Below are 15,662 nucleotides of genomic sequence, written 5' to 3'. Positions count from 1 at the left end.
TATTCTCGAATCTGCGCGGCAGTGCCGGATAGGCTCTGCCGCGTTCGCGCCGGTGCGCCGTCTATGTGCTTTGCTACCGGCTTTGGTACTACTCTACTCCTTAAGCGGGCGCCTTGCCTGGATCCTGCAGCACGCCGCGCTTGATCTGATCCAGCTCGATCGACTCGAACAGCGCGCGGAAGTTGCCCTCGCCGAAGCCCTGGTCACCCTTGCGCTGGATGATCTCGAAGAAGATCGGGCCGATCACGTTCTGCGTGAAGATCTGCAGCAGCAGTTCGCGCTGCGTCTCGTTGCTCTGGCCATCGATCAGGATGCGCAGGCGGCGCAGGTCGTCCAGGCGCTCGCCGTGGTTCGGCAGGCGGCGGTTCACCAGCTCGTAATAGGTCTCGATGGTGTCCTGGAAGGCGATGCCGGCCTGCTTCATGCCCTCGATCGACGCGTAAATATCGTCGGTGCCCAGCGCGATGTGCTGGATGCCTTCGCCATGGTATTCGTCCAGGTACTCGGCGATCTGCGATTTGTCGTCCGACGATTCGTTGATCGGGATGCGCACCTTGCCGCACGGCGAGGTCATGGCTTTCGACTTCAGGCCGGTCAGCTTGCCCTCGATGTCGAAGTAGCGCACCTCGCGGAAGTTGAACATCTTCTCGTAGAAGTCCGCCCACTCCTTCATGCGGCCGCGATGGACGTTGTTGGTCAGGTGGTCGATGTAGGTCAGGCCATGGCCGACCGGGTTCGGATCGGCGCCCGGAATCGCCACGAAGTCGACGTCGTAGATGCTGATGTCGCCGATGCCGCCCGGTTGCGCGTTGCCGTTCTTGCCGCGCCAGCGGTCCACCAGGTAGATCAGCGAATCGCCCACGCCCTTGATGGCGGGGATGTTCAGCTCCATCGGACCGGTCTTGTTATCGAAGCCCCAGGCGCCCTTCTCCAGCATGGACTTGTAGGCAAACGCCGCATCCTGCACGCGGATGCCGATCGCGCACACCGACGGACCGTGCTGGCGCGCAAAGCGCTGCGCGAACGAATCCTTCTCGGCGTTGATGATGAAGTTGATCTCGCCCTGGCGGTACAGCGTCACGTCCTTGTGGCGGTGGCGGGCGATGGCGGTAAAGCCCATGCTCTCGAACAGCGCGCCGAGCGCTTTAGGATCGGGGGCGGCATACTCGACGAATTCGAATCCGTCGGTGCCCATCGGGTTGTCCCATGGCTGGAATTGCATGCAGGTCTCCTTGTACGAATAGCGCACAGTATAGATCCGCTGCGGCGGCAGTAAATTGCAAACAATTCCCACGCCCACCCGGTTTGAGCAATAATATTGCCTTGGAACCGACATTTTGAGGGATTTATGACCAAAATCGCACTAGACAAAACCGATCGCAAGATTCTTTCCATATTGCAATCGGATGGCCGCCTGTCCAACCAGGATGTGGCCGAACTGGTGGCGCTGTCGCCGTCGCCGTGCCTGCGCCGCATCAAGCGGCTGGAGGAGGCCGGCGTGATTCGGCAGTACGTGGCGCTGCTGGATCCGGACAAGATCGGCCTCGGCCTGCTGGCCTACGTCAATGTGCGGCTGGAGAAGCACAGCGAAGCGGCCGCCCACAGCAACGCCCGCGCGCTGGGCGCGGCCAACGCGCCGCCGTCGCCGCGCCAGGACTTCGCCGAGGCGGTGGCACAGTGGCCGGAAGTGGTGGCCTGCTACGCGATGACCGGCGAGATGGACTACCTGCTGCGCGTGCACGTGGAAGACATGGACCACTTCTCGCGCTTCATGATGGCGACGCTGCTGCGCCACCCGGCGGTACTGGACGTGAAATCCTCGTTCGCGCTCCAGCGCATCAAGGACACCACCGCGCTGCCGCTGGTGTAATCACCACAGCTTCCCGAGCGGCAGCGTGACGCCACCGAACAGCGTCCAGTCGGGCGAGGCGGACGTCAGGCCGCGCGCCACGCCAACGTCGAACACCAGCCGCTTGCTCGCGCTGTATGACGCCGCCGCCAGCAATTGCGCGGTGTTTGGCGTGTTGTCGCGGCGCGTGCCGGACAGCTCGCCGATGGCCTGCCACTTGTCCGACACCGGCGTGGAGAACGCCGTGGCCCAGCCGGTCTGCGTGCGGCCGGTGCCCGCGTCGTAGGCGCCCAGGCGCGTGGCGTTCAGGTTCAGGTCCATGTGCACCGGCCCCAGATCGCGGCTGAAGATGCCGTTGATGCTGTAATCGCTCTTGCCGCTGCCGATGGTGTCTTTCGCGGTCGGCGCCTTGGCGCCGAATTCCAGGCCGAACGCCGTGGCATCGTCAATGATGAAGGCGCGCTTCAAAACGAAGGTGGTGTCGCCAAAGCCGCGCTGACGCGGGCTGCCGGCGTCATCGCGCGAGGAGACGTAGGCCTCGCCCTCCACCAGCACGCCCCACTGCGCGTTGAACGCCAGCTTGAACGTGTACGGCAGGCTGTCGCGCCGGATAGCGCCGGGTTGGACACGCTGGAAGCCGGTTTCGAGTTCCAGCTGGCCGGGCACCGGCAACTGCGCCGGTGTGGATACCGACGGCCGGTAAGGCAGCACCGCGTCATCCTGTGCGTGGGCCGGCGCCAGCACCGCGCATAATCCGGCAAAAATGATAAAACGATTAACTCGTGTCATGAGCATTTAACAATCTCTCCCTAGAATCCGCGCATTCCGCCCAGTGAGGCATTATTCTAGCAAGGGGAAATTGTGAGCAACACCATCATCGCACGCGCCGTCCGCCGCGCATTCCAGGGCGGCGCCGCCGCCCTGCTGACCATCGCGGCGTTGCCGTCGTCCGCGCAGGAGGCGGGGAGCGACACCGTCATCGTCACCGGTACGGCGGGCAAAGCCAGCAAGGTCAAGGCCAGCTTCTCCATTACCACCATCAACGAGGAGACGCTGCGCATGCAGGCGCCAACCTCGGTGACCGAGGCGCTGAAATCGGTGCCCGGCTTCTGGGTGGAGTCGTCCGGTGGCGAAGCCTCGGGCAATATCCGCGCGCGCGGCATTCCGGTCGATGGCTTCGGCTCCGTCACCCTGCTGGAAGATGGCGTGCCGGTGCAGCACGATCCCTCGCTCGGCTACCTGAACGCCGACCAGGCCTTCCGCCTGGACGAAACCATCGACCGCATCGAGGTGGTGCGCGGCGGCCCGTCGTCGGTGTTCTACACCAACGCGCCGGCCGGCGCCATCAACTTCCTGTCGCGCGAAATCGGCGACCATCCGAATGGCCTGGTCAAGCTGACCGTGGGCGATTACGGCCTGCGCCGCACCGACTTCTGGTACGCCACGCCGCTCAAGGATGGCTGGGGCGTCGGCATCGGCGGCTTCTATCGCGAGGACGACGGCATCCGCAGCCCGGGCTACACCGCCGACAAGGGCGGTCAAATGCGCCTGAAGCTGACCAAGGAAATCGACCATGGCCGCATCACCCTCGACGCCAAGCACCTGGACGACAAGGTGGCGCTGTTCCTGCCAGTGCCGATGCGCACCTACGCCGACGGCGAAATCCGCGCCGTGCCTGGCTTTGACGGCAACTACGGCACGGTGGCCGGTCCGCAGACGGAACACGTGCAGATGAAAATGGGGAACGGCCAGCTGTACGACTTCAACAACGACGACGGCACCCATGTGCGCCGCACCCAGTTCACCGCCCTGCTGGAAAAAGACCTCGGCGCCGACTGGAAGCTGAACGAATCGCTGCGCTATTCCAAGACCGCGACCCAGCGCAACGGCGTGTTCGCCAACCAGTTGCTGAGCACCGACGCCTTCCTCAAGCAATCGCAGTCGCTGCTGTCCTACGTGCCGGGCGCCAGCAAGCTCGCGCTGCAATACGCCAACCAGCCGGGAACGAGCTTCGCGCCGGCCAACGGCCTGCTGATCGTTGGCGGCCTGCGCGGCGTTACGCTGCCGCTGGAGGAAGCCATCAACGACACCCGCCTGACGCGCCGCCTGGTGGTGGCGGATCAGCAGCATGACGTCACGTTCGGCTACTACTACGCGCGCTTCAACCAGGCCTTCAGCCGCTACTCGTCCAGCGTGCTGCTGGGCGCACAGAGCCAGGCGCCGCTGATCGATTTGGTGGCCACGGATGCCGGCGGCAAGGCGCTGGGCAGCATCACCGACCATGGCATCTACAACTACGGCTACGAGTCGGAAAACGCCAGCGGCACCTCGACCACCAACGCGCTGTACCTGGCTGACGAATGGCAGATCACGCAGCAACTGCGACTGGACGGCGGCTTGCGCTGGGAACAAGTGAACACCGCCGGCCGCACCGAGCGCCAGGCCAACGTCAACCTCGGCACCTTCGCCACGTCGAAGATCCGCACCGGCACCGGCGTGTTCGATTACTACGACCATACCTTCAACAAAACCGGCTGGACGCTGGGCGCCAACTACCAGCTGGCCGGGAACGCCGGCGTGTTCGGGCGCTGGACCAAGGCCTTCCGCCTGCCCAACCTGAGTTCCTACATCACCAGCCCGACCGCCACGCCGATCATCCAGACCATGGACCTGGGCGAAGTGGGCTACAAGTACAACAGCCGCATGCTGGAGCTGTATCCGACGCTGTTCTACTCCAAGTACAACAACGTTTCCTACACCAACAACGTGTTCAACCTGGATAACACGGCGTCCACCACCAGCATCGGCTACGCGTCCACGCGCACCTGGGGCATGGAACTGGAGGGCAAGCTGCGTCCCGCCGAGTGGGGCGACCTGGCGTTCAACATCACCTGGCAAGACCCGCAATACCGTGACCTGAGCTATGTCGACAAGGTGAACAACCTGCCGGTGCAGCGCAACTACGGTGGCAATCAGCTGATCCGCGTGCCGAAACTGAGTTACCGCCTGGTGCCGGGCGTGAACCTGATGGGCGACAAGCTGCGTTTGCAACTGTCGTATGAATGGGAAGGCGCGCGCTTTGTCGATTCGGCCAACAGCGTGCGCCTGCCATCGTACAAGGTGCTGAACTTCTCGGCGCGGTACACCATCACGCCAACGCTGACCGCCTACGCTTACGTCGACAACGTCAACAACTCGCAGGGTCTGACCGAGGGCAATCCGCGTGCCGGCGAACTGGCCAGCGCGGACGCCGGCGCCAATACCTTCCTGGCGCGCCCGATCCTGGGCCGCTCGGTGCGCGGCGCGCTGAAGTACGACTTCTGAGGCGCCCATGCGACCATTCGCCTGCCTGTTGCGCGTGCTGGCGTGGATGCTGTGCTGTGGCGCCGCCGCGACAGCCGCCACCGCGCCCGATCTGGTGCTGCGCGGCGTGCTGACCGGCGCCGATCACCAGACCTATCGCAGCGTGCCGTTCGACGTGCCGGCCGGCGTCGAGCGCGTGACCATCGCCTTTGACTACAACGGCAAGGAACAACGCAGCGTCATCGACCTCGGCCTGTTGGGCCCGGACGGCGCGCTGCGCGGCTGGAGCGGCGGCAGCAAGCGCCTGTTCACGGTCAGCGGCGTGGACGCCACGCCGTCCTTCGTGCCCGGCCCGGTCACGCCGGGGCGGTGGGCGCTGCTGCTCGGCGTGCCGAACCTGCGCAAGTCGGCGGAGGCCAGCTACACCGCGCAAGTGTATTTCTCGCGCGGACTGGCGGCGGCCGACGAACCGGAACCGCTGCGCACCGTGGTGCGCAGCGGCGCGGCGTGGTATCGCGGCGACCTGCACATGCACACCGGGCATAGCGACGGCAGCTGCGCCAACCAGGATGGCGGTTCGGTGCCCTGTCCCTTGTTCCCCACGGTGCAGGCGGCGGCCGATCGCAAGCTGGACTTCATCGCCATCACGGAGCACAACACCGTGTCCCACGCCTCCGAACTGCGGGCGCTACAGCCGTGGTTCAGCAAGCTGCTGCTGATGCCGGGCCGCGAGATCACCACCTTCTCCGGCCACGCCAATCTGTTTGGCACACTGGCGCCGCTGGACTTCCGCATCGCCGCCGGCCCGGAGGGCTGGAACAAGCTGCTGGACGCCGCCGTGCGGCTGCATGGCCTGGTGTCGATCAACCATCCAGGCCTGCCATCCGGCGAAACCTGCATGGGCTGCGGCTGGAGCAACGACGCCGATCTGCGCAAGGTGCAGGCCATCGAGGCGGTCAACGGCACCGACGCGGACGGGCTGCTGTCCGGCATACCGTTCTGGCAAGCGCAGTTGCAGCGTGGCCTGCGACCCACCGCCATCGGCGGCAGCGATAATCATCACGCCGGCCAGGGAAAGAACGCTGTCGGCACACCGACCACCGTCGTGCACGCGGCCGAACTGTCGCAGCAGGCGATCCTGGACGGCATCCGCGCCGGCCATGTGTTCGTCGACGTGGAGGGCAGCGGCAAGCGGCTGCTCGAACTGACCGCCAGCGCCGGCGAGGCGACGGCCATGATGGGCGATACGCTGCAGGCCGCGCAGGGCGAGGCGGTGCGCTTCAGCATCCACGTCGCGCATGCGAACGGCGCCAGCGTGCGGTTGGTGATGGATGGCGCGGACGCGTCGGAGCTGCTGCCCGGCAGCGACATCGGCAGCGACGACGCGCGGCACACCTTCAACTGGCACAGCGACGGCAAGCCGCACTGGCTGCGCGCCGAGGTGCGCAACGCGCGCGGCCATCTGCTGTTGCTGGGGAATCCGGTGTATCTGAACCGTTAGATCGCAAAGTTGCGCGCCAGGTGCTGGACAAACGGCTCGGCCGCGAGGAAGCCGATCACGCGGCTGTCCGGCACCTCCTTGCCGTCATTGAACAGGATGATGCCCGGTGGGCCGAACAGGCCGAAACGCTTCATCAGCGCCTTGTCGTCGGCGTTGTTGGCGGTGACGTCGACCTGGATCAGCTTCACTTGTTTCAGCTTGCCCGCCACTTCCGGCTTCGAGAACGTGAAGCGTTCCATCTCTTTGCAGGACACGCACCAGTCGGCGTAGAAGTCCAGCATCACCGGCGTGCCGCTGCTGGCCAGCACCTGATCCAGTTCGGCGGCGGTCTTGATGCGGCTGAAGTGCACCTCGCCACCCTCGCCCGCCGCCGGCTTGTCGGCGCGGGCGATGCTCAGGTGACCCAGCGGCTGCAGCACGTCGCGCCCGGCGCTGGCGGCGCCGGTCAGCTCGAACAGGCCCACCAGCAGGCAGGCCAGGCCCAGCGTCTTGCCGACATAGGCGCGCAGCGCGGCGCCTTTCTGCAACGGCTCGAACACGTGCAGGAAGACGGCGCACAGCAGCGCGAACATGCCCCACATCGCCATATTGACGGTGACGCTGAACACCGGCGACACCATCCAGATGGCCACGGCGATCAACAGCAGGCCGAAGATTTTTTTCACGTTGTTCATCCAGGCGCCTGCGCGCGGCAGCAGGCTGCCGGCCGAGACGCCGGTCAGCAGCAGCGGCACGCTCATGCCAGCCGCCATCGAGAACAACGCCCAGCCGCCGGTCCAGACGTTGCGCGTCTGGCTGATGTAGAGCAGCGCGCCGGCCAGGGGGCCGGCCACGCACGGGCCGACGATCAGCGCCGACAAGGCGCCCATCACGAACACGCCGGCAAAACGGCCGCCGCTGATGCCGTTGCTCCGTTCACTGAGACGGCTTTGCAGGCCGCCCGGTAGCTGCAGCTGGTAGACGTCGAACATCGACAGCGCCAGCAGCACCAGCAGCGCGCCAAAGGTCAGCAGCACCCAAGGCTTTTGCAGCGCGCCAGCCAGGCCTTCGCCCGCCAGCCCGGCCGCCACGCCGAGCGAGGTGTAGACCAGCGCCATGCCCAGCGAATAGGCCAGTGCCAGCGAAAAGCCGCGTCCACGCGACACCGCGCCTTCGCCGACGATGATCGATGACAGGATGGGCACCATCGGCAGCACGCATGGCGTGAACGACAGCAGCAGGCCGAAGGCCAGGAAGGCCAGGCCGATGCGCCACGCGCTGCCACTTTGCAGCGTGCGCTGGGCCAGCGAGCTGTCGTCTTCCGGCGGCGCCGCTGTGGTAGGCGCGGCGGCGGCAGCAGCAGCGGCGGGCGGCGCTGGCGGCAGCGCGGACGCAGCGTCATCGACGGTCTTTAGCTTGCCCGGCACGTCCGGATCAACGTGATAGCCTTGCGACGCCGGCGAGTAGCACAGTCCCGCGTCCGCGCAGCCCTGATAGCCCACCTGCAGCGTGAACGGCGCACTGGCCGTCACCGGCAGATCGACCACCAGCTTGTTCTGGTAAGTCTCCATCTCCTTGTTGAAATTGGTGTCGAATTTGCGCAGCCCGTCCGGCAGCTTGGGCAGGCCCACGCCGCCGTTAAAGCTCAAACGATCGCGGTACAGGTGATACTCCGGCGCGATAGTCCACGTCAGCCGCACCGTGTGCGCATCCACCAATTCGCCCCGCAGCTGAAACGCCTGCTCCGGCTCAAGAAAATCCGCCGCGCGCGACCATGCGCCACACAACACCAGCAGTAACGCCATGAAGGCCTTCATCCACTTGTTCATATCAGATCCCTATACAACATCTGCCCTTCGTCATTCACGGCCAGATAAGCCATGTCGGACGCATTGAGAAAATCCAGCCCGTCGCGCTGCTTCAGCATGGTGATGGTGGAACAGCTGCCGGCCGCCACCGCCACCGGCGCCAGCACGCTGACCGAGCGCCAGTAGCGCACCGGCATACCATCGCGCGGATCGAGAATGTGGCAATAGCGCTGCCCATCCAGTTCAAAAAAGCGCTCGTAGTCGCCGCTGGTGGCCAGCGCGCCCTCGCTGACATTGATCGTCGCCAGCACGCCCTCCGGATCACGCGGGTCCTGAATGCCGATGGCCCACGGCCTGCCATCCATGCGCGGGCCGATGAAGCGCATGTCGCCCCCCAGGTTCACATAGCCGTGCCGCACGCCGGCTTCCGCCAGCAGCGTGGCCGCGCGGTCGGCCGCATACTCCTTGCCGAAACCGCCGAAGTCGATCTCCATGCCGGCACGCCGCAGATACACGTCGAACACGCCGCACTCCACGTGATGCCAGCCCACCAGCGCCAGCAAGGGTTCCAGCACCTCCGCCGCCGGTACGCGCGGCTGGCGGAAATCCCAGGCCTTGCGCAGCACGCCGGACGTGATGTCAAACAAACCGCCGCTGGCGCCGTGCAGCGCCGCCGCGTAGCCGAACAGATCGGCCGTCTCGCTGTCGACCGACACTGCCTTGCTGCCGGCGGCGGCGTTGATGCGGGAAACGATGCTGTCCGCCCGGTAGCGCGAATATTTGTGCTCGATGCGGCGCACTTCATCCACCGCGCGATGCATCAGCTGCTGCGCGCTGTCGCCGTCCGGCGCGGCCAGCCGGATCTCGCAACGGCTGCCCATGGCGTCGAACAACATGCGGTGGATGGCGTCTACCATTGGCGGTTAATCGCTATCTGGATGGTTTGCGCGCGCAACGCGTCCAGTCCCGGACTGCCCTGATGGAACAGGCGCCAGCTGCCGCGCTGCTGGTAGGCGGACACCTTGGCGTCCACCGACCACAATTTATCGATCTGTTTGCTGGCCTTCAGTCCCAGGGTGACCGCGCCAAAGCCGGACAAGCGCTGGTCGGCCGACATATAGCCGGTGCCGTTGTACCCCGGCGGGAAGGGCGCACCAAGCTTGCTGTCGTACACCGGGTCATAATAAAAACTGGCGGCGCTTTGCGTGTACAGCCGGACCTCCGGCGTCAGCGTCCAACCGCCGGACAGCGGCTGCACGTACTCGGCGCCGAGCGTGTGGCCACGAATGCCGAAGCTGTCGCGGTAGTAGCGGTACGTCAGCCGCGAGGTGCCGTCAGTGGACGCGAAGTGGTGGTTCCAGCGCGCCAGCAGCGTGGTTTCGTAGCGGCTGCGCGGGCGGTTGTCGAAGGCCTTGTAGGGATCGGAGAAATAGCCGCTGCCGTCGTCGTAACCGAACGTCAGCTGCGCCACGTCGTTCACCGTCAGCACCTGCGTTACGCCCAGCAGGACGTTGGTGGTGCGCTTGCGTTCATTGGTGACGATGCGGTTGACCGGATCGATCTTGTCATCGGCATGGCCAATGCCGGCGGTCCAGGTGGTGTTGCGGTCCTCGCTCTCGTAGCTGCCCTGCAGCGACAGCGCGCGCGACACGTAATCATGCTCGGTCGAATACGCCGCGCCGACCGTCACGCTGCCACGGTCCAGGTAACGGGTCAGCGCCACGTCGCCGGCCTTGCGGTCATCGCTCATGCGCGAGGCGCCCGACACCGCCGTGTGATAGCGCGGCGACGCGCCGGAGACGTCATCCCGCACCAGCGAGCCGCTGACGCTCCACACCCCCGCCACCGGCGCCATGATGGACACCGACGGCGCATGCACGCGGATGCGGTCCAGGCCCGACTGGCTGTCGCGGTAGTCGAGATAACCGACGCTGATCACGCCGTTGGTCGGCGGCGCTTCGGCGTGCGCCTGCACACCCGGCAGCATCAGCGCCGCCGACAGGATGGATGCGGCCATGCCGCTTTCTTTGTTGATCGTCATGGGTCGCCCTTAATTGCAGCCGCAACCACCGCCACCCACGCCGGCGCCGCCGGAGGAGGCTTCGCGGCTGGTGTAGATATGGTCGTCGTAGCGGTTGAACAGCGTGCCGTCCTTGAAGGTCATTTCGCTACGCGCCAGCGTACCCTTCTCCCACGGCTGCACGTTGCCGATGGCGGCGCAGCCGCTCAGCGCGGCCACCAAGGCCAAGGTCAGCATGGCCCTCATTTGACGCCTCCCAGCGCGGATTGGATCCTGCTTTCCAGCTCCGCGCGGTCAGCCTCGCGGAAGCCCGAATGCTCCATCAGCACCTTGCCATCCGGCCCAATCAGCACGCTGCTCGGCATGCCCTTGATGCCGTAGCTGCGCGGCGTGGCGCCCTGCGGATCGAAGGCGATGGCGAAGCGCGCCGGCGTCGCGGCCAGGAACTGGCGTGCATCGTCGGTCTTGGCGTCGACATTGACGCCGACGATCTGCAAGCCCTTGGCGCCATAGCGCGCCTGCATCTCGTTCATCCATGGGAAGGACTGGCGGCATGGGCCGCACCAGGATGCCCAGAAGTCCACGTACACCACCTTGCCCTGCAGCTTGGCCAGCTTGACCGCGCCATCCAGGCCCGGCAGGTCGAACTGCGGCGCGGGCGCGCCCTTCTCCAGCGCCTGGGCCGAGGATGCCGCCAGCAAGGCGGCCAGCATCATCATCTTCAGTTTCATTTGGCACCTCCAGAGTTGCGGCGGCGATGACGCCAGCCGATAACGATCAGGGACAGGATCAGCAGCGCGGTCAGCGTCGGATCGGTGACGTCCTGCGAGGCCGAGCAACCGCCGCCACCGCGATTCGACGGCGCGGCATTCGGCGCCGCTGCCACGCCCTGTCCGCTCAAGGCGATGTTCCAGGTGGTGCCGCCGGCGGCCAGCGTGACGCCGCCATTGCTGGCGCCCGTGGTGCCAGGCGTGTAGCTGACCACCAGATCGCACGCGGCGCCCGGCTGCAGCGTGAACGGGAAGGCGGCGCAGCCGGTGCTGTCGGCGACGGCGGCGAACGGGCCGCTGAAGGTGGCGCCGGACAGCGTCACGGCGGCGGCGCCGCTGTTGGTCAGCGTGAAGCGGCGGGTCGGCGCGGCGGCGCCGATGGCGACCGAACCAAAGTCAAAGCTCTGCGGGCTGATGCTCAGCGACGGCGCGGTCACCACCACCGCCACGCCGTTGCCGTTCAGCGCCAGGTGGAACTGTGCGCCGCCGTCGGTCACCAGCAGCAGGTCGGCGCTGCGGGCGCCGGCCGCCGTCGGCTTGAAGGCGGTGGTAATGGTGCAGCTGGCGCCGGAGCTGACCGACACATTGGCCGCGCAGGTGCCGCCGACCACGAAGTCGCCCGGATTGGTGCCACCCAGCGTCAGCGTGGCGATCTTCAGCGCGGCATTGCCGCTGTTGCTCAGTGTGGTGGTGTGCGCGTCGGCGCTGCTGCCGACTTGCGTATCGGCGAACGCGATCGGGCCGGTCTCCGACAGCGCCGGCTGCGCCGTTGCCTGCGTGGTGCCGGTGCCGGTAATACCCACTTGCAGCGCCGGCGCATTCGACGCCACCGCCAGCGACGCCGTCACCGCGCCTTCCACCGTCGGCGCAAAGCGCACGGTGGCGACGCAGTTGGCACCCACGGCCAGCGTGCTGCCGCAGGTGTTGGCGCTCAGCGTCACGGCCGGCGAACCGGTCACACCGATGCTGCCGATGTTCAACGCCACATTGCCGCTGTTGGCCAGCGTGACGGTCTGCGTGGCGGCCGCCGTGCCGATGGTCTGCGCGCCAAACGCCACGGCGGACGGCGTCGCCGTCAGCGCGGGCGCCGGCGTGGCGGCGCTGCCGGTCAGGCTGACCGTCACCGAGCCGCCGGCGCTGGCGGCATTGGCCGCGTTGGAGGTCAGCGTCAGGCTGGCGGCAATGGCGCCGGCGCTGGCTGGCGTGGCCTGCACGGTCACCGTGCAGCTGCCGCCTGCGGCCACCGGCGTGCCGACCGCGCAAGTGCCGCCAAGCGCGATGATCGACGCATTGGCGCCGCCGATGGCGATACCGCTGAAGTTCAGCGCCGCCTGGCCGCTATTGGCGACGGTGATGGTCGCTACCGCCGATGGCGTCCCCACCAGCAGCTTGCCGAGATCAACGCTGGCGGCCGACAGCGCGATCGTCGCCTGCGGCGTCGCATTGCCGGTGCCGTTCAGCGCCACCGTGCTGCTGCCGCCGGTGGCGTTGTGGGTGATGGTGAGCGTGGCGGCGCGCGCGCCGGCGGCCGTTGGCGTGAAGCTGGCTTGCACGGTGCAGTTGGCGCCGGCCGCGATCGCGGCGCCATTGGCGCAGCTGCCGCCGGCCAGCGCAAAGTCGCCCGCCGCCGCGCCGCTGATGCCGATGGTGCCGATGTTCAGCGCGGCGTTGCCGGTGTTGGTCAGCGTGGCGGACAGCGGCGCGCTGGCCTGGCCGATGTTGGCGCCGCTGAAGGTCAGCGTGGACGGCGCCAGCGAGGCCGCCGGCGAGGCCGTCACGTTCGGATTGCCGATGAAGGCCGCCAAATCGGCGATCTCGGACGCCGAGAATTTGCCGTTGAACAGACTACCCATGCCGCCCTTGTTGGCGGCGAAAGCGCTGGAGATCACCGACGGCTGGTTGGCCGCTGCCAGGATGCCGTTCACATTGTTGGCCGGCGTGGGGCCGTGGCAGGATGCGCAGGTGGCGCCGCCGCCCACCGGGCCGTTCAGGTACAGGCTCTTGCCGTTCAGGGCGTCCGCCGCCTGCGCCGCCTGCCATGCCAGGCCAAGCAGCAGGACGGCGAATGCCGCCCGCGCTATCAATCGATTCATGCCATTCTCCAGTTGAAGTTATAGACCGCAGACAGAGATGGCAAAGGCATTCATCGCGCCATGGGCGCAGGCGCACCAGCGCCAGTCGCGCGTACGCTGATAGAGCATGGCCAGCACCAGCCCGGGCACGGTCACCGCCAGCGCATGCGGCCAGCCGGCGCGCACATGCAGCAGCCCGAAGACCAGCGCCGACGCCAGCACCGGCCACACCCGCGCCTGTGGCGCGCGCCGCATCAGCCATTCCTGTACGCCGGCGCGCACCACCACCTCCTCCAGCACGGGGGATAGCGCGAGCAGCAGCAATAGCCGCTGCCAATCAGGCGGTGATAACCAGCACACAGGAGGTGAACCTTTGCTTGCACATCTAGTCTGGCCGTGTATTCCGGCCAACGTGGCGAAGGTTCTAAGAAATCGGAATTATTTTTTGCCGATCAAACGGCCCAGCCATTTGACGGCGATGCGCTTATTGGCCTTGAAGGTATAGTCGAGCACCGCGAACTGCTCGTGCAGCGCTTCCTGCAGCACGCTGGCCGGATCAGCCGGCAGCAGTTTGAGGTAGGCGTCCGCCTCGCCGTACTCGCGGTGGATTTCCATGCCGGCCTTCTTCGCAATGTGCATCATGGTCTTGTTGGACGACAGGCAGTGCATGTACAGCGTATCCACGTCGTTGTTGCGGCAGTGGATGGCGGCGCGCTCGAACAGCCGGGAGCCGACGCCCATGCCGCGCGCCGAGCGGCTGACCGAGACGCCGAATTCCGCCACCCGTTCCTTGTCGGTGACGGTGCTCGATTCGTCGCGCGGCGCAAACGCCAGGTGGCCGACCGCCACCAGCCGGAACACGCGGTTGTACACGCCAAACACCATGTCGCGCGAGAAGTCGATGCCGTTCACATAGCTGGTGACCTGTTCATCCGGCAGCATGGAGCCGAAGCGCAGCAGGCGGTCGCTGTCCTCCAGTTCAAGAAAGTGGCGCAGCATGCGGCGCCGGTCGCGCTCGCGCAGTTCCTTCACCAGCACCGTCGGACGTTTGCCGTCGCGGTGCCTGCCCCAGCGGCGCAGTGGATTCTGGAACAAGTCACCCGAGTTCACTCGGGCGCCCCGTCGTCATCCGCCAGCTTGAGCGCCTGCTTGACGGCGCCGACGCGCGCCATGTGCACGCGCTCCGGAATGCGCTGCGGCTGGTCGGCGCAGGCTTGCGCGATCTCGCCGGCGTTGACGGCGCGGGCCGCCTCCAGCGCCGCTTCCAGATGCGCCATCTGCGGGAACGGCGTATCCGCAAAGCTGGCGCTCGGGCCGATGCGGCCGCGCGCGTCGCACTCGGTGGCCTGCAGCATCTGCACGAAGCGCGCCGGCTTACGGAAGGCGTCGCAACGCTCCAGCAGCTTGACGATGGTGTTGGCGCGCAGTTGCAGCGCGCGGCCGACGTTGCCGTGTTCGCGCGCCGTCATCACCGCCAGGTCGCGGCAGTCGGTCGGCACGCGCAGGCGCTTGCACACCTGTTCCACCAGCTTGACGCCCAGTTCTTCATGCCCGTGATGCGATGGCCATTTGTCGGACGGCGTCACGCCCTTGCCCAGATCGTGCATCATGCAGGCGAAGCGCACCGGCAGCTCGCGTTGCAGCCTGGCGGAGCAGTCCACTACTTGCAGCACGTGGATGCCGGTGTCGATTTCAGGATGCCATTTCTCCGGCTGCGGCACGCCCCACAGCGCGTCCAGCTCCGGCAGGATGCGCGCCAGCGCGCCGCAGTCGCGCAGCACTTCCAGCATGCGCGATGGTTTGGCTTCCATCAGCCCGCGCGACAGTTCCTGCCACACGCGCTCCGGCACCAGCGCATCCACTTCGCCGTCCGCCACCATCTGCTTCATCAGCGCGTTGGTCTCAGGCGCCACGGTGAAGTCGCTGAAGCGGGCGGCAAAGCGCGCCAGCCGCAGGATGCGCACCGGGTCTTCCGCGAACGCTTCGGACACATGGCGGAACACGCGCTGCTCGATGTCGCGCTGGCCGCCGTAGGGATCGGTGAGCGTGCCGTCGTCGGCGCGGGCGATGGCGTTGATGGTGAGGTCGCGCCGCACCAGGTCCTCTTCCAGCGTCACGTCGGGCGAGGTGTGGAACACAAAGCCCTTATACCCGGGCGCGGTTTTGCGCTCGGTGCGCGCCAGCGCGTATTCCTCCTGCGTTTGCGGATGCAGGAACACCGGGAAGTCCTTGCCGACCGGGCGAAAGCCCTTGGCGATCATGTCGTCCGGCGTGGCGCCGACCACCACGTGATCGTGATCCTTGACCGGCAGGCCAAGCAGCGCGTCGCGCACCGCGCCGCCGACTACGTAAGTGTGCAT

The 15,662-nt window shown here is 66.6% G+C and carries 14 protein-coding genes; 3 read left to right on the top strand and 11 right to left on the bottom strand.

What is annotated here, in order from left to right; genetic code table 11:
• Positions 1-100 precede the first annotated feature (100 nt).
• Complete coding sequence (hppD, locus tag FHW58_RS21385; RefSeq protein WP_179675191.1) at positions 101-1,222, bottom strand: 4-hydroxyphenylpyruvate dioxygenase; 1,122 nt, start codon at positions 1,220-1,222, stop codon at positions 101-103.
• A 126-nt stretch (positions 1,223-1,348) separates the two neighbouring features.
• Here hppD and FHW58_RS21380 point away from each other — a divergent pair, with 126 nt between their 5' ends.
• Positions 1,349-1,870: an Lrp/AsnC family transcriptional regulator gene (locus FHW58_RS21380; protein ID WP_179675190.1), complete on the top strand. Its 522-nt coding sequence runs from the start codon at positions 1,349-1,351 to the stop codon at positions 1,868-1,870.
• On the opposite strand, the gene FHW58_RS21375 is transcribed toward FHW58_RS21380, so the two are convergent.
• Complete coding sequence (locus tag FHW58_RS21375; RefSeq protein ID WP_229265431.1) at positions 1,871-2,638, bottom strand: transporter; 768 nt, start codon at positions 2,636-2,638, stop codon at positions 1,871-1,873.
• A gap of 72 nt (positions 2,639-2,710) precedes the next feature.
• Here FHW58_RS21375 and FHW58_RS21370 point away from each other — a divergent pair, with 72 nt between their 5' ends.
• Both FHW58_RS21370 and FHW58_RS21365 read left to right on the top strand, forming a co-directional pair.
• Positions 2,711-5,173, top strand: coding sequence for a TonB-dependent receptor domain-containing protein (locus tag FHW58_RS21370; protein WP_218892832.1), 2,463 nt, complete (start codon positions 2,711-2,713; stop codon positions 5,171-5,173).
• Between the two features lie 7 nt (positions 5,174-5,180).
• Entirely contained in the window at positions 5,181-6,653 is a 1,473-nt protein-coding gene (locus FHW58_RS21365) for a CehA/McbA family metallohydrolase (RefSeq protein ID WP_218892831.1), read from the top strand.
• Here the strand turns inward: FHW58_RS21365 and dsbD are convergent.
• The 9 genes from dsbD to FHW58_RS21320 all read right to left on the bottom strand — a co-directional run bounded on the left by dsbD (position 6,650) and on the right by FHW58_RS21320 (position 15,662).
• Complete coding sequence (gene dsbD / locus FHW58_RS21360; RefSeq protein WP_179675189.1) at positions 6,650-8,461, bottom strand: protein-disulfide reductase DsbD; 1,812 nt, start codon at positions 8,459-8,461, stop codon at positions 6,650-6,652. The two genes, FHW58_RS21365 and dsbD, sit on opposite strands and share 4 nt — an antisense overlap.
• Positions 8,458-9,357: an FAD:protein FMN transferase gene (locus FHW58_RS21355; RefSeq protein ID WP_179675188.1), complete on the bottom strand. Its 900-nt coding sequence runs from the start codon at positions 9,355-9,357 to the stop codon at positions 8,458-8,460. The genes dsbD and FHW58_RS21355 overlap by 4 nt, the downstream gene beginning before the upstream one ends.
• Positions 9,351-10,481 carry a DUF3570 domain-containing protein gene (locus FHW58_RS21350; protein WP_179675187.1) on the bottom strand — a complete coding sequence of 377 codons (1,131 nt, stop codon included), beginning with the start codon at positions 10,479-10,481 and terminating at the stop codon, positions 9,351-9,353. The genes FHW58_RS21355 and FHW58_RS21350 overlap by 7 nt, the downstream gene beginning before the upstream one ends.
• Positions 10,482-10,490: 9 nt before the next feature.
• Positions 10,491-10,697 carry a DUF4266 domain-containing protein gene (locus FHW58_RS21345; protein WP_308937279.1) on the bottom strand — a complete coding sequence of 69 codons (207 nt, stop codon included), beginning with the start codon at positions 10,695-10,697 and terminating at the stop codon, positions 10,491-10,493.
• 5 nt (positions 10,698-10,702) lie between these two features.
• Positions 10,703-11,191: a TlpA disulfide reductase family protein gene (locus FHW58_RS21340; protein ID WP_179675185.1), complete on the bottom strand. Its 489-nt coding sequence runs from the start codon at positions 11,189-11,191 to the stop codon at positions 10,703-10,705.
• Positions 11,188-13,323: a choice-of-anchor D domain-containing protein gene (locus FHW58_RS21335; RefSeq protein WP_179675184.1), complete on the bottom strand. Its 2,136-nt coding sequence runs from the start codon at positions 13,321-13,323 to the stop codon at positions 11,188-11,190. Before FHW58_RS21335 ends, FHW58_RS21340 begins: the two co-directional genes overlap by 4 nt.
• A gap of 18 nt (positions 13,324-13,341) precedes the next feature.
• Complete coding sequence (gene mrtJ, locus FHW58_RS21330) at positions 13,342-13,626, bottom strand: JDVT-CTERM system glutamic-type intramembrane protease (RefSeq protein WP_229265430.1); 285 nt, start codon at positions 13,624-13,626, stop codon at positions 13,342-13,344.
• 114 nt (positions 13,627-13,740) lie between these two features.
• Entirely contained in the window at positions 13,741-14,397 is a 657-nt protein-coding gene (locus tag FHW58_RS21325; protein ID WP_218892829.1) for a GNAT family N-acetyltransferase, read from the bottom strand.
• 11 nt (positions 14,398-14,408) lie between these two features.
• Positions 14,409-15,662 (bottom strand): multifunctional CCA addition/repair protein, encoded by a 1,254-nt coding sequence (locus FHW58_RS21320; RefSeq protein ID WP_179675181.1) that lies wholly within the window; start codon positions 15,660-15,662, stop codon positions 14,409-14,411.

Source organism: Duganella sp. 1224 (assembly GCF_013408245.1).
Lineage (GTDB): Bacteria > Pseudomonadota > Gammaproteobacteria > Burkholderiales > Burkholderiaceae_D > Rugamonas.
The sequence above is the reverse complement of the archived record's forward strand: the minus strand, read 5'-3'. Positions and strand labels throughout refer to the sequence as shown.